We start from the raw sequence: 13,041 nt of genomic DNA on the forward strand, positions 1-13,041 counted from the left end.
CAGCTGCTACGGCACTACGGGATTGCTGCACGCTACAGCCATCAGGTGTAACGACGACCGCCTCAGAGCCGTGAGATCGGGCTCGACTTTTTCAACGATCACGCGGCCAACCAGCGTAATGGCCAGCAACGACGTTCCGTCGACCGAGAGCCGACTCTCGGCTGCCGTCGGAACCGCACAGACCCTCGGAGACCACCTCGACGCGCGGACCGTCGACGTGGACCCGAACGTCGACGAGGACGCCTTCTTTTCGACCGCCGACGGAATGCAGACGGTCGTCGGACGGGACGATCTCGAGCGGTGCATCCCGCCAGCCAAGAAGGACTCGTTTCGAGAGATCGACCGCTACTGGGTCAACAAACCCTACGCATTCGTCGTTCTGTTCGACGCAGAAACTGCCCACGAAACCCGCTACTACGTCGTCGAACCGCACCTCGACGCCGTCGAATCGGAGCTACGAACGCGTCTCTCACGGACGCTTTCGGAGACGATCCCGTATGGCGAGGCTCACATCCGGGACGCAGACGGTTTCGAAGCGCGTGCGGCCGTCGTCGAGGCAGCACTGGAGACGCTGATACGGCGGTACGGACTCCGCGAGCGAGAGCGCAGAAACGAAGCTGCCGGCCTGCTCGAGCGGCTTCGGTCCAGGCTACCGAACGTAGCGCCATCACTTCCGACAGATCGCGGCCTGCGTTCGAACGTAGATCGCACGGCAGCCACGCTCACCGAGCGCCAGATCCGAAAGCTTCGGTACTATCTCATTCGCGATATCGTCGGCTACGATCGTATCGATCCGATCATGCGCGACGAGAACGTCGAGGATATCTCCTGTGACGGCTACGGTGAGCCGGTTTTCGTTTACCACACGGCATGCGAGCAGATCGTCTCGAACGTGACTCACGGGACGGACGATCTCGACGACTTCGTCGTTTCACTCGCACAACGGTCGGGTAACGGAATCAGCAAGCGCGTTCCACAGGTGGATGCGACGCTTCCCGACGGCTCTCGAGCACAGCTCACGCTCGGGACCGACGTCGCAGACCACGGCACGAACTACACTATTCGGCAGTTCACCGACGTCCCGTTTACACCGATCGATCTCATCAACTGGCGTACATTCAGTCTCGATCAGATGGCCGTCCTCTGGCTGGCGATCGAGAACGGGCGCAGTCTGTTGCTGGCCGGCGGAACCGCCTCGGGGAAGACGACGAGCTTGAACGCCATCTCGTTGTTCATCCCCTCGAGCGCGAAAATCGTCTCGATCGAAGACACCCGTGAGGTCGAACTCCCACAACGAAACTGGATTGCAAGCGTCACTCGCCCATCGTTTGCAACCGACGAGCGTGGAGATATCGACGAGTTCGACCTGCTCGAGGCCGCCCTCCGACAGCGCCCGGAGTACCTCGTGATGGGCGAGACGCGAGGTGAAGAGGGTCGGACGTTGTTTCAGGTCACCTCGACCGGCCACACGACGCTGACGACATTTCACGCCGACTCCGTCGACGAGGTACTAAAGCGCTTTACCACGGCACCGATCGACGTTCCGAAGTCGATGTTCGCCACACTCGATCTGGTCTCGGTGCAGACCCAGACAGATCTCGACGGACGGACCGTTCGCCGGAACCGCTCGCTCACCGAAATCAACCACTACGATCCCGAACACGACGAGATCAACGTTCGTGATCTCTACCGCTGGCAGCCAGAGACCGACGACTTTCGCGAGATTCGAGGATCGAATACGCTCGCCTCGATCCGCGATGACCGTGGCTGGAGCCAGAAGTGCCTCGAACGAGAGCTGTTCAAACGCCGGGTGGTACTCGCATACCTCGTCGCGAACGGCTACCGTCGGTACGCAGAAGTCGCGACCACCATTCAGGCGTTTATGGCCGACTCGGAGACGATCCTCTCACTGCTCGCAGCGGGGACGCTCGGACGTCGATTTGCCGATCTGCGGACGATGGAGAGCATCTCGATCAGGGGTGGCCAGGAATCTTCGTCACTCGATTCGCGTCCTATTCCCGGTGACCGCGCCGTGGCCCGCGCCACCGAGATTCTCACGCAGGCCGATCGGTCGCTGTTCCCCCAGTACCGGACGCAGAGGAGCTGATGGGTCCCCAATGGACTCCACTCGATGACGGGGCTGAAGCGCGCTCACGAGCGGCGATTGCTCTCGGTGACGTGTGCTATCCCCTCGTCGACCGAGTACTCGATGACGAGGCGCGGCTGACTGTCAGTGTTGAGACCGTACTCGCACAGGCGCGAATTCCCACGCCCGCCAAACACTATCTCGCGACGGCACTCGGCACTGCTCTTCTCTCCGCGATCGTATGTGGGCTTCTGGGGACGTGTCTCGGATACACGCTGGCCTCGACTGAGATCCGTCCAGGGTGGGTAGACTCCATCGTCGTTCCCGTTGGAAGAGCGTTTGCGGTATCCACGCTACTCGGCGCCACAGGATCGATACTCCTGTTCGGTCTGCTGTCCGGGATACTCGGGTTCGCTTTTGGGGGTACTGTTCCCATCGCTATTCCAGTCCTCCGAGCGAGGCGGCGAAAACGTGCTATCGATCTGTTGCTGGCTGACTCGGTTTCCTTTCTGTACGCCCTCTCGACCGGTTCGCTCGACCACCTCGAACTGTTCGAGGCGATCGCTGGCGCGGAGGACGCCTACGGTGAGGTCGCCGCCGAGTTTCGCACTCTGTTGCTCGAAACGCGGTACACTGACGCCGATTATCGGACAGCAATTGCGAACCGAGCGGCGGTCACACCCAGTGACGACTTCTCGAAGTTCCTAACCGACTTGCTCTCGACGATCGATAGCGGCGGCGACATTGAGCGATTTCTGGCAGACGAGACCGAACGCTACAGTCGAACTGCGAGACGCCGTCAGGAGCGAATCCTGGATTCACTCGACCTCGTGGGAGAGCTGTATCTAACCGTCTCACTGTTCCCGCTGTTCTTTCTCGTCATTATCGTCGTCGGCCAGCTGATTCCCGGTAGCGGTGTCCAGACTGAACTGCTCTATCTGGCTGTATACGGGCTCACGCCGCTTGTTGGGATCGCGTTTCTCGTCCTCGTTTCGGCGGTGACGCCCGACGAACCAGGTGACGGATTCCTGTACCAGGACAGAGAAGTCGGGTCACCCACTGGCGGGTGGCGCCGACGGCAGGGTCCCAGCCACGCTGAATCGTCGTTTCCAGACACCGAGATATTCGACCGAATTCGGCGCCGGGAGAGGATGCACCGACGCAAACGGCTGCTGGCTCGGCCACACCGTTTCGTTCTCGATCGACCGCTATCCACGCTCGTCGTGACTGTCCCGGCGTCGGTCGTACTCCTCGCATTCGCGGTCGCTCTCGGGTTCACACCGCGGTCGCTCTCTGGGCTCGTAGCCGAGCCGGTTCGGGGAACGGCCGTGTACGTGTATACACCGCTCTATCTCATCCTCGTTCCGCTCGCAACCGTCTACGAGTGGAACGCTTGGCGCCGAAACGCAGTCACTGCCACACTGTCGACGGTCCTTCGGAACCTCTCGAGTGCAAACGAGACGGGGCTCACGTTCCTCGAGTCACTCCGGACCGTCTCGACACTGGAACGTGGCTTGCTCGCCCGCGAGCTCGACGTCGTAACCACGAAGGTCGCGTACGGAACCAGTCTCCGCCCCGCCCTTGTACAGTTCGCAAACACGTACCAGACACCGCGTCTCGCAAGAACCGTCCGGCTTCTGGGTCACGCACAGGAAGCCTCGAACAATCTCTCTGCCGTACTCCAGACCGCAGCACAGACGAGCGAGCGCCACGAGACGCTCGAACGGGACCGTGTCGCTCGCGCCCGAACGCAAATCGTCATCGTCTCTCTGACGTTCCTGACGGCTCTCGTCGTCTTCGCGATCCTCCAGACACAGTTTTTAGAGACGATGGGTGAGTTGGACCTCACACCCAACTCGACGGGTGCAGATCCCGATTCTCCGCTTGACGTAGATCGGCTTTCGTTGCTGTTTTTCCATACGTTGACCGTACAGGCGTTCGTCTCCGGGCTCATCTGTGGCTATCTCCGGGATGGCTGTCTCGCAAGCGGTCTCAAGTACGTTCTGTGTTTGGCCACCGTAGCACTCCTCACGTGGTCGGTTATCGCCTGAGGGTGTGGAGCGTCGACTCGGCATACCGCTGTTTGCGTCCAATCGACCCTGACTCGATAGCCCGACGTCTACGGTTCCCCTTCGACCGAAACGTCCAGCCGAACTGTCGGAACGTAGACCGCGCCCGTAACGGCCACACAGCGCAGTGTGTCGCGGTTTGTCGTCTGTTGTTGACATGTGGCGTTCGATTCACTGGACTCGATGTAGTTGGCCCACAGATCAGCTCGGTCGGACCGTGTCTGTATCCGAATTTCGACCGCGTAGGTCTCCTCACCGTCCCACCGAAGCTGGCGTGACGAGGCTCGCTTGGTAGTGATTTCGCTTACCGTTGTGGCGTCCATCCAGGTCGTGTTCGTGCCTGTGGTTTCGATGAGGGGAATCATCGAGAACTCCGTGCTAACCCGTAATCTCGGTTCTCGGAGCCACTCGTTGCCAGCACCTCCTTCGCGGGAGACGGCGCCGTTTGCGTAGACAACTGCCGACTCGGCATTGGTGCCGCCAGATTCGGTCGGTGGTGTCGCTCCTGGGGGGATGTACGTGACCGGGTCGATCGTTCCGGTGTAGCTGTCTCCCGTAGCAAACGTTTCGGCGTGCAACTCGGCGTCGGGTTCGTGCTGTACAACCGTCACCTCGATGTGGGCTGTCCGGTCAAATCCGATCGCTCCCTCGCCGATCCCAACGGGAGTCGATCGTCGCTGAACACCCTGTGCTATGTGATCGTCGATGGTCATCGCAAGCTCCTCGAGCGTTTGCTGTCCGTTCTGGATCGCGCTGTCCTCGCGAACCTCGTCTAGCGACGTCGCTCCAACGAGAAACAGTGCGCTCGCAGAGAGAGTTATTAGCCCGAACAGGAGTGCGTACCCGAGCACCTCGCTCGTCGCTCGCTCAGGCACGGCTGATCACCATCCGTTGATCGGAACTAGCGTCGACGGTCGTCATTACCGACCCACCGCGGACAGTGGTGAGTTCGATCGGAGTCGTCGTCGCGAGACCGCGTTCGACCGCACTGGAAGAGCGGTGCAGTTCGAACCGAAGGGAGGGTTGTTCGTCCACTACAGTGATCGTGATCGCGTACCGTTCAGTACCGATTGTCTGTGGAAGCTCCGTTGCGACGGAGACGTTCGCCCCGTCTCCCTGCTGGGCCAGCCTGTCAGCCGTCTCGATATCGGCCGCCAGTTGCTCTGCGTACACGCCGAGTTTTGCCTCGGTCGCTCGCTCCTGTTGGGTCTCGACCAGCCCGTTTGCAGCCATCGAGAGGCTGACCGCGAGGATCGCAACGACGACGATTCCAATCGCGTATCCGACGACGGTCGAGACAGCGCGCTCAGCCATCGCCTGCCTCCAGAGTGGTAGTCGACGCGTACTGGAGCCGATAGCTCTCGTACCGAACCTCGAGGTCGACACCGGAGAGTACGTCACTCGTGTGCAATTTCTCCTCGTCACCACCGACGCCCGAAATTTCGGCCTCATCGTCGACGACGAGAGCGTACGTTCCACGGACCCGGTTTGCGTTCTCGTAACGAACGTCGTAGTCCCGGAGCCCATCGAGTAACTGTGCTGCCGGGTGATCGTCGCCATTGAGTGTTCCAGCGTCAAAATCGACGGTCACGCTGCCGTTGGTAGTCCACTCGTTGCCCTCGTGATCTGTGACGGTCGTGGACTCGCGTTCGTGGACCGACAGCCACCGAGATTCGTTTCGGTCCGATTCGACGAGCAGTCGAAATGCGCCCGTTCCTGACTCATCGATCTCGTCGATGGTCAGCGCGTACGCCACAGCGTTTGCCGCAGTCACGACGGTCCAGTTTCCCTCTCCGGTCGCACTCGTTACCGGTGCCGTCTCGTTTTGTCTGACCAGCGTTTCGTGAGCCGGGTCGCGATCAATTACGACGTCGACGTACGCTCCGCGTGAGGCGTAGTGAGTACGTACCTGTTCGATCCACGCGTCGAGCGCCGTCGAGAATGCAGATACCTGTTGATCGACGCCGTCGTGTTCGTCGATCGCAGTCTGAAGCAGTGTCTGACTTTCGCGTTCGACGGCGGCGACGAACTCGAGCGCCGCAGACGCGTCGTGAGTGACCTCACTCCGATGCTCGTCGACGACGCGGTCTACCTCGACGAGGGTGATCGCGAGTGCGAGCACAGCCATGGCAAGAACGATTCCGACGACGACGAACAGCTGAGCGCGCTCGCTCGTCGGATGCCGGAGATCACCGCCGTCCTTGCGGTGGGCTATCGGCGCCATATGTGGAGTTCCACCTCCAGGACCTGGTACACGGGACTGTGCTCGTCGGCGTTCACTGCAAAGAACGTCTGTGAGTTCGATAACGAGAGCGAGTCAGTGGTGAGTGGTTCGTCGTCGAACAGCGTGACGAGCTGCGTTGCCGTCACCGCACTCTCACTTGGCGTGCCCTGGTCGACGAGGTGCTGTGTTCGGCGTGTTCCGTTTTCACCGACGTAATTGATCCGTACGTTGTATGCAACGTCGTCAGAGAACGTCGATTCGAGCGTCGATCCGAACGAGAGAACGGCGGCGTGATTCGTCTCAGAGGGTAAATCGATCTCTGAGGGTCGATCGGACCCCGTCTCTGGGTCGCCTGGAATGCCATCCGTATATCCCGTCTCGGTGGAGTAGCTTCCTTCGAACCGCCCCTCGCTTTCGTTCCAGAAGCGGACGACGGCAGAGAGGGTTCCGTCGGCACTCGCTGTTCGTAGCAGTTGGGTCCCGAGCTCTTCGTGAGTCTCTTGGCACTCGTGTTGGTCAGCGCCCGTCTCGAGCGTCGAGCCGGCGGTCAGCTGTAGTGCAAGAGCCAGGCTAGTGACGAGCAAGAGGGACGTGAGTGTGGCTTCGAGCGTCAGCGCCTGTCCTCGTGTATCCATCGTCACCACACCACGACGGAGAGCCAGTGGGCCGATTCGTTGTACTGAACGGCTCGAGCCGAGGTCGCCGTTCTACGGTCGTCGGGAATGGGGAGCCCGCGCTCGCCGACGGTCGCTCCACCGTCGAGATCGGTCACGGAGACGTTGATTCGGTCGTGGTCTCCAGGAAGTTCGGTTCCGAGACGGTCGTCACGTCCATCGAAGAAGGCCACAACGGCCTCCCGGTCGAGTGGTCGTTCGGCTCCGGGATCGGCGCTGAGATCTGCTACGAGGTGGTCAGCAATTCGGTCGCCAGTGAGTGATGTAGCGGGGGGTGTCGACCGTTCGTCTCCGGACGGGACGGTCAGTTGTGTCGCTGTCGCGAGGACGGAGATCGTAATCAGCAAAACGAGAGATGTACTGATCGCCAGATCGAGCGTCGTCTGTCCGCGCTCGTGATTCCGATTCCCGTCTCGCCTTCGTCCAGTGGGATCCAGCATCGTCGAGGTGCTCCAATGCCGGGGTTCCCTCGTTCTCCAATAAAAATGTGGACGTCACTTGAGCCCGGGTGGCGGCTCGTCTCCGTCGTCGTCCAAGTCGACGTCGAGTCCCAGCTCCTCGCGCTGTTCGCGCAGTCGTTTCATCTGCCGATAGTAGTAGAGGGCCCCAGCGCCACCGAAGACGACGAGCACTCCCGCGACGCCAAGGAAGATCGCGACGTTTCCAGCCGTGTAGTACTGCAGCGAGATCGTGCTATCGAGCTGCTCCCAGGAGAGTCGCTCCTGGCTGTCGACGATCTCGCGATCGTAGCCACTCGGACTGGCGCTTCCGAACAGGAAGTTCGAGGTTCGCTGATCTTCGGGGAGATAGACGACGTACGACCCTTCGACGTACGCGGGTAGCTGGAAGCTGTTCCGATCCGACGGTCCGGAGATCGCGAGCGTTCCGTTCCCGTCTGGCACCACAACGTCCGTGCTGGTATCGCCCTGGTCGATCTCGAGCTCAGAGCCCGTCAGCTCCGTTCCGTTGTCTGGGTACCAGTAGCGAACGCTGTGGATATTGAGAGCGCTGTCGCTGTAGAACCCTTCCTGGTACATCGAGAGCTCGTCGGTCTCGTTTAGGTCGTACACGGCGCGAAACTCGCCGCTGCTCAGTATCCCGCCGCCCTCGATGTCGACGGCGACCGTCGCGTTCTCCTCGCGGAGATCGTCGTACTCCTGATCTCGGTCGAGATCCTCGTCGGAGATGCCGCTGAACAGCGCCGTACAGCCCGCGAGTCCGATCAGGGCAACGACAGCGACGGTAGCGAGTGCGAGTCGGCGATTCATACCGGTCAGGGGACGACACACCGCAGCTCTGCCGGCAGATACTCGCCGATGCTCGCGAGCAAGCCCGGTGGATCCGTATCTTCCGTGCAGATCACGCTCTGTTCTAACAGGCCGATCCGCTCGACGGTGACGTAGTCCTGGGCATGACCGGCGCGGTTGAGCGTCGCCCGTACCTCGGCGCGAGTGGCGCTGTTGACGTTCAGTCTGCCGTCACCTCGCGTCCATTCGTAGAGTCGGTCGCGCTCTTCGTCGGCGAGCCGGGAGGGTGCGCCGCCCTCGGCGTCCGCGTCGCCGTAGACGAACCGCAGCGGCATGTGCTGGACCAGCCCGTACCGGTCGCGGATCTGAGTCGCCGATCCGGGACCGAGCTCGAGTTCGTCAGTTGAAATCCGGACGCCGTCGTCCTGTCCGGCGTCGAGAACGAAGCCGTCCTCGTCCCAGGACGCGAGCGTTCCGACGTAGGTCTCGCCCGGTTCGAGGTCCGGGACGATCTCGCCGAACGCCTCCCGAAGGACGTTGCGAGCGACCGTCGCGTCGTCGCCCTCGATCGTCACCGAGGGGAAGTCGTCGTGGCGGACGCCGATCTCGTAGGAGACGTCCAGCTCGCCGATCTCGTTGTCTACGAGCGAGCGAAGCGAGTCGAGCGTTCGCTCGCGGGCGTCGCCCTCGACGTAGACTTTGGTTGCGAGTACGACCATCTAGGCGTCCACGTTGAGTTCGTCCTCGAGCTGTGCGAGACGGTCGTCCATCGAATCGACCAAGCGATTGTTGTCCATCGATTCGACGGGCGAGCCACACTCCGGACACTCGAAACCAAAGTCCATCGCCTCGCCGAACTCGAACCGGATCGAGCAGATCTCACAGAGGTAGAACTCGTGATTTCGCTCGTACTCCCGGCGGTCCTCCAAAGCGTCGTGGAGCCGGTACATCTCCTCTTCTAGGTTCTCCGGAATGTTCTCGTATTCGAACGTCCAGAGGTAGGTGAGCCAGCCCGAGTCCTCGTCTCGCAGGCGTCGGTAGGTGGCGAGATCGTTCTCGTAGAGAATAAACAGGGCCCGCCGCACGTCGTTTAACTCGAGATCGAGCGACTCCGCAAGCTCCTCGTCGGTCACTTCCCCGTCCGGCGGTGCCGCCGCGACGGGCATCCCCGTGGGACCGACCAGCTCGTGTAAGTACTTCTGGATGACTGGATCTTCGAGCAGGTCCTCAAAAGCCATTACCTACGTGTAACGGCATCCGGCCATTAAGTCTTTTGAGCGCGCTCGCGGTTGGCGTTGGCCATCACGTGGGCGGGAACCGAGAGCAGTTGCTCGTCAATGTTAGAGAGACGGGGTAGGTCCGTCAGCGGTGGCCACACGTGGAAACCACGTGGGCTGAAAGGTGCTGCCAGACCGTGCCGCCTACCGTCACCTCTTCGCTACGGTGGTAAAAGGGCTCCGGTCGCCGGAAGGGTGGAGACCAACCTGTTACGCTGCGCTCGTTCGCTCGGTAAAAGCTGGACCAAAAGCAGGTCGTTCGAAACGGCCTTACCGTTTCGTGATGACTCCGACACCGACGTCCACGTTCGTCTCGAGATTCTGAGCCATATCTACGACACCCCATGGCCAGTTCCTGAAATCCACGACGGATCGGAAGTTAACGCATATATTCGACACCCGCGTATTCCTATTATATATGCAATTCTGTGGCGAGTGCGGTTCGATCATGCACACGGAGGGCGACACGTGGGTGTGTCGCTCCTGTGAGAACGAGGAGCCGCGGGACTCGCAAGCAGAAGCGGCGATGGCGACCCGGGATGGACAGCGGGACGGCGGGGCACCGGCCGTAGCCGACGCGACCCAGGGCACCACCGAGACGATGCAGGAGCCCTGCCCGGCCGGGGACTGCGACGGCGACCGGGCCTACTCCGAGATGATGCCGAAGCCGGGCGGCTCCTACGAGGTTCGGCTGTTCACCTGCGTCGAGTGTGGCCACAAGTGGCGCGAGTCTTGACGGCGTATTTCGCCAAGCCCGCCGCTTACATCTGCACAGACCGCCACAGAAGACCCTCAACTCCCGGGATTACTCGGTCTCGAGGAGCCCACACATCGACTCCAAACCAACTCCCACAACGTTCGTGAGGCTATTGACAACCGCTGTCACAAGAGCCGTTGTTGGAATGTTCATTCCCTGGTTATCGGTGCGGTTGTCGTTGGAACACTCGAGTTCCAGAAGCGGAACCGAAGACGGGGCAGTGGTCGGACTCCTCGGTAACCCAAACCACTCAATTCACAGGCTTGATGAACGCTGAACGGTCTCTCTGGTCTGGTAGGTATTCAGAAGATTGTTCTGAACACAGGGCGCGTATGTTCCATAGAGTTCTGGAGCCTGGGGAGCAACAACGCCGGCGAGACCGTCAGAGACGCCACAGTGTGTTGCCAACTCAAACAAAGTCAGAATTGAGATGCTCAGTTCAGTAATTTCAATAAGAAACATATCTGATACACTGTCATGCTTGCCGAATCGCCGATTGTAACAGGTGTCCTATTCGTGTTTGCGGTGACGGCACTCGTGGTCGTAACCGACAGATACCGGCGTCGTTCTTGGGAGGGCGACAATCGGGACGTACCCTCTGGCGCTACTGACGTAACGGGCGTATTTGCTCTAACTGCGCTGGCTTTGCTGTGGTTTCTTGATGCGCTTGCGATGACTACTACCTCAATAGCTGCAATACTACTGATGGCGTCGGGTGTTGGAGTGCTTGCCACTATTGCCCTCAGCATCGCCCAGATTCGGGCTCAGTAAGACTCAGTGGCATGAAAATGAACGCTGAACGAATGCTGCATCCAGACCTTAATTCAGTAACCGACTGTTAGCGGATCTCGGACAGATTGAGCGTCGCTTCGGCAACTGCGCTACCGATAACCGATACGGAATCGGCGGCCGAGAACGGCCGTGAGAGCTGCTCAGACGACGCCCACGCTCGAGAGAATCCCGACGAGCACAACCAGCCCGAAAGCCACCAACCCAGCGAGCAGCGCCGGATTCTCCCGAACCTTCTCGTGGAGGGCCATCGCCTCGTACTCGGCCTGGAACGCCTCCCGATTGTCCTCGTCGTAGAAGTACTTCGTCTTAAGCGCAAAGCGCTCGGTAACCGCACAGCCGGTACAGACCGGCTCACTCTCCAGGCGCTCGGTCCGGATGTGGTCCGCGCAGTTGATGCTCCCGCAGTTGTCGCAGTAGGTGTAGGTCGCGTCGCTATCGTCAGTCCCGCAGTGGACACAGCGTCGGATTCCGTCCTCGGTCGTCACCCGCGAGGGGCCCGCCGCGTAGTAGGCGTAGGGGTAGCGGTACTCACCTACCTCGACCGCCTGGCGAACCCGGGGGACGTAGACGGGAGTGATCGACTGGACGGAGACGTCGGACTGGCGCGGCTCGCAGGTCTTGGTGTAGGTGACGTTGTTGTCGCCGGTGTAGGAGACGGTCGCCGTGTGGCGCTCGCGAAATCGGTCGACAGCCCACTCCTTGTACTCAGTCTCGGTGCGACCGAATCGGGTGACCGCCACGTCGTCGAAGATCTCGGCGAACCGGGACTCGTCGAGGTCGGTCGTCCGGTGGCGGTGTTCGGAGACGAGCCGGCGGACAGGGCCCCGAAGCACGGCCGGCTGTCCTCGCACGGCCCGGACGGCGACCGTCTCCGTCTCGTCGACCCGGTGGACGACGCCGACGGCGGTCTCGAAGACGGCGTCTACCTCAGCTGTGATCGTGACGACGGGCTCGAACGCGACGCTGGAGCGTGGCGACGGCAGCTCCACCGCAGCGTCGAGATTCTCGACGCCGCGAAACGCCTCCCGGACGGGGTCCGCGACCGATCCCGTGGGGTCGAGCGGGCGAAGCGTCTCCTCGCAGATGATCTCGATGCGTCCGTTGTAGAGGTCGAGACCGACCTCGTCGGCCAGTTCGCGCAGGTCGGTGCCGTCGACGAGTTCGATCGGATGCGGATCGCCTGCAGCCCGCAGATCGGCGGCGTACTCCCGGGCAGGGGCGGTAAACCGGCCGGTTGTCGCGACTATGCCGCGTTTCGGGCCGTCAAAGTCGTACGTCGCGACCGCAGAGTGGAGCTTCTGGACGACGGGGCGACTGACCGCGTCGGTGTGTTTGCACTCGACGACGACGGCCCGGTGGGTGCCGTCGACGACCTCCTCCATAACGATGTCCCGTCCCATATCGGCCGTCCGCTCGGCCTGCCGAACGTTCTCGTAGCCGAGCTTTCTGAACACGTCTTCCATCACGTCCTCGAACTCGAACCCGGAGAGGTCGTCGAGCAGCGCCGCCTCGGTCATCGCTCTGATCATGTTGTGCGGGCGGTAAATACGTTGACGACTGGCAGGCAGATCCCAGCTGGCGACAGTTACACAGACCACATTCGACGATACTGGTCTAGCGGAGTGCGATCGTTCGAATCTGTAACGCGTACTGACGAATATTTGTTCGGAGCGATAGATTTACCACGATCTCCACCGACGATCAGGTAGATGTTGGACATTCCACTGCACGCCGGCACCGAACACCCGAATCTCGTCTGGGTCCTCGTTCCGAGCTATCTCGCGTTCGTCGCCGGACTTGGTATCGGCGTCTACTCCGATCGCGTTCGTAGCTGGCTGCGTTCACGGACCGCTGCCACGGGCGAGTAATCCGAGCTACGGCGTCGTTGCGGCCCTGGTATCGGACCGATTATGGC

The 13,041-nt window shown here is 61.1% G+C and carries 13 protein-coding genes and 1 pseudogene; 5 read left to right on the forward strand and 9 right to left on the reverse strand.

Annotated features, from left to right (window positions below; all coding sequences use genetic code 11):
- The first annotated feature begins 184 nt into the window (after positions 1 to 184).
- Positions 185 to 2,098, forward strand: a pseudogene (locus OB905_12340) (type II/IV secretion system ATPase subunit).
- A 473-nt stretch (positions 2,099 to 2,571) separates the two neighbouring features.
- Positions 2,572 to 4,137 (forward strand): type II secretion system F family protein, encoded by a 1,566-nt coding sequence (locus tag OB905_12345; GenBank protein MCU4926759.1) that lies wholly within the window; start codon positions 2,572 to 2,574, stop codon positions 4,135 to 4,137.
- A 68-nt stretch (positions 4,138 to 4,205) separates the two neighbouring features.
- Here OB905_12345 and OB905_12350 read toward each other — a convergent pair whose 3' ends face one another.
- Genes OB905_12350 through OB905_12385 form a run of 8 tightly spaced genes read right to left on the reverse strand, consistent with a single transcriptional unit; the run spans position 4,206 to position 9,538 of the window.
- The gene (locus OB905_12350) at positions 4,206 to 5,030 is read right to left on the reverse strand and encodes a hypothetical protein (GenBank protein MCU4926760.1); all 825 of its coding nucleotides are present in this window, start codon (positions 5,028 to 5,030) and stop codon (positions 4,206 to 4,208) included.
- Positions 5,023 to 5,469, reverse strand: a complete 447-nt coding sequence (locus tag OB905_12355) for a hypothetical protein (GenBank protein ID MCU4926761.1) — start codon at positions 5,467 to 5,469, stop codon at positions 5,023 to 5,025. The genes OB905_12350 and OB905_12355 overlap by 8 nt, the downstream gene beginning before the upstream one ends.
- Positions 5,462 to 6,379: a hypothetical protein gene (locus OB905_12360; protein MCU4926762.1), complete on the reverse strand. Its 918-nt coding sequence runs from the start codon at positions 6,377 to 6,379 to the stop codon at positions 5,462 to 5,464. Before OB905_12360 ends, OB905_12355 begins: the two co-directional genes overlap by 8 nt.
- The gene (locus tag OB905_12365) at positions 6,367 to 7,014 is read right to left on the reverse strand and encodes a hypothetical protein (GenBank protein ID MCU4926763.1); all 648 of its coding nucleotides are present in this window, start codon (positions 7,012 to 7,014) and stop codon (positions 6,367 to 6,369) included. Before OB905_12365 ends, OB905_12360 begins: the two co-directional genes overlap by 13 nt.
- 2 nt (positions 7,015 to 7,016) lie before the next feature.
- Positions 7,017 to 7,493 (reverse strand): hypothetical protein, encoded by a 477-nt coding sequence (locus OB905_12370; GenBank protein MCU4926764.1) that lies wholly within the window; start codon positions 7,491 to 7,493, stop codon positions 7,017 to 7,019.
- 54 nt (positions 7,494 to 7,547) lie between these two features.
- On the reverse strand, positions 7,548 to 8,321 hold the full coding sequence (locus OB905_12375) for a DUF5803 family protein (GenBank protein MCU4926765.1): 774 nt from the start codon (positions 8,319 to 8,321) through the stop codon (positions 7,548 to 7,550).
- Between the two features lie 5 nt (positions 8,322 to 8,326).
- On the reverse strand, positions 8,327 to 9,019 hold the full coding sequence (locus OB905_12380) for a DUF2110 family protein (GenBank protein MCU4926766.1): 693 nt from the start codon (positions 9,017 to 9,019) through the stop codon (positions 8,327 to 8,329).
- Positions 9,020 to 9,538, reverse strand: coding sequence for a transcription factor (locus tag OB905_12385; protein MCU4926767.1), 519 nt, complete (start codon positions 9,536 to 9,538; stop codon positions 9,020 to 9,022). It abuts the gene before it with no gap.
- 457 nt (positions 9,539 to 9,995) lie between these two features.
- On the opposite strand from OB905_12385, the gene OB905_12390 reads away from it, so the two are divergent.
- Both OB905_12390 and OB905_12395 read left to right on the forward strand, forming a co-directional pair.
- Positions 9,996 to 10,313 carry a DNA-directed RNA polymerase subunit M gene (locus tag OB905_12390; protein MCU4926768.1) on the forward strand — a complete coding sequence of 106 codons (318 nt, stop codon included), beginning with the start codon at positions 9,996 to 9,998 and terminating at the stop codon, positions 10,311 to 10,313.
- A 498-nt stretch (positions 10,314 to 10,811) separates the two neighbouring features.
- A complete protein-coding gene (locus tag OB905_12395) occupies positions 10,812 to 11,105 on the forward strand; it encodes a hypothetical protein (protein ID MCU4926769.1) in 294 nt (97 codons plus the stop codon).
- A gap of 161 nt (positions 11,106 to 11,266) precedes the next feature.
- On the opposite strand, the gene OB905_12400 is transcribed toward OB905_12395, so the two are convergent.
- A complete protein-coding gene (locus OB905_12400) occupies positions 11,267 to 12,643 on the reverse strand; it encodes a restriction endonuclease (protein ID MCU4926770.1) in 1,377 nt (458 codons plus the stop codon).
- Between the two features lie 192 nt (positions 12,644 to 12,835).
- On the opposite strand from OB905_12400, the gene OB905_12405 reads away from it, so the two are divergent.
- Positions 12,836 to 12,994: a hypothetical protein gene (locus OB905_12405; protein MCU4926771.1), complete on the forward strand. Its 159-nt coding sequence runs from the start codon at positions 12,836 to 12,838 to the stop codon at positions 12,992 to 12,994.
- Positions 12,995 to 13,041 lie beyond the last annotated feature (47 nt).

The sequence above is a fragment of the Halobacteria archaeon AArc-dxtr1 genome, from assembly GCA_025517425.1.
In the GTDB taxonomy this organism is placed as follows: Archaea; Halobacteriota; Halobacteria; order Halobacteriales; family Natrialbaceae; genus Halostagnicola.

Bases quoted from the DNA above. Each gene is read 5' to 3' on its own strand.
- OB905_12375 (MCU4926765.1), bottom strand. From the start codon at position 8,321: ATGAATCGCCGACTCGCACTCGCTACCGTCGCTGTCGTTGCCCTGATC.
- OB905_12370 (MCU4926764.1), bottom strand. From the start codon at position 7,493: ATGCTGGATCCCACTGGACGAAGGCGAGACGGGAATCGGAATCACGAG.
- OB905_12400 (MCU4926770.1), bottom strand. From the start codon at position 12,643: ATGACCGAGGCGGCGCTGCTCGACGACCTCTCCGGGTTCGAGTTCGAG.
- OB905_12395 (MCU4926769.1), top strand. From the start codon at position 10,812: ATGCTTGCCGAATCGCCGATTGTAACAGGTGTCCTATTCGTGTTTGCG.
- OB905_12380 (MCU4926766.1), bottom strand. From the start codon at position 9,019: ATGGTCGTACTCGCAACCAAAGTCTACGTCGAGGGCGACGCCCGCGAG.
- OB905_12365 (MCU4926763.1), bottom strand. From the start codon at position 7,014: ATGGATACACGAGGACAGGCGCTGACGCTCGAAGCCACACTCACGTCC.
- OB905_12355 (MCU4926761.1), bottom strand. From the start codon at position 5,469: ATGGCTGAGCGCGCTGTCTCGACCGTCGTCGGATACGCGATTGGAATC.
- OB905_12390 (MCU4926768.1), top strand. From the start codon at position 9,996: ATGCAATTCTGTGGCGAGTGCGGTTCGATCATGCACACGGAGGGCGAC.
- OB905_12360 (MCU4926762.1), bottom strand. From the start codon at position 6,379: ATGGCGCCGATAGCCCACCGCAAGGACGGCGGTGATCTCCGGCATCCG.
- OB905_12405 (MCU4926771.1), top strand. From the start codon at position 12,836: ATGTTGGACATTCCACTGCACGCCGGCACCGAACACCCGAATCTCGTC.
- OB905_12385 (MCU4926767.1), bottom strand. From the start codon at position 9,538: ATGGCTTTTGAGGACCTGCTCGAAGATCCAGTCATCCAGAAGTACTTA.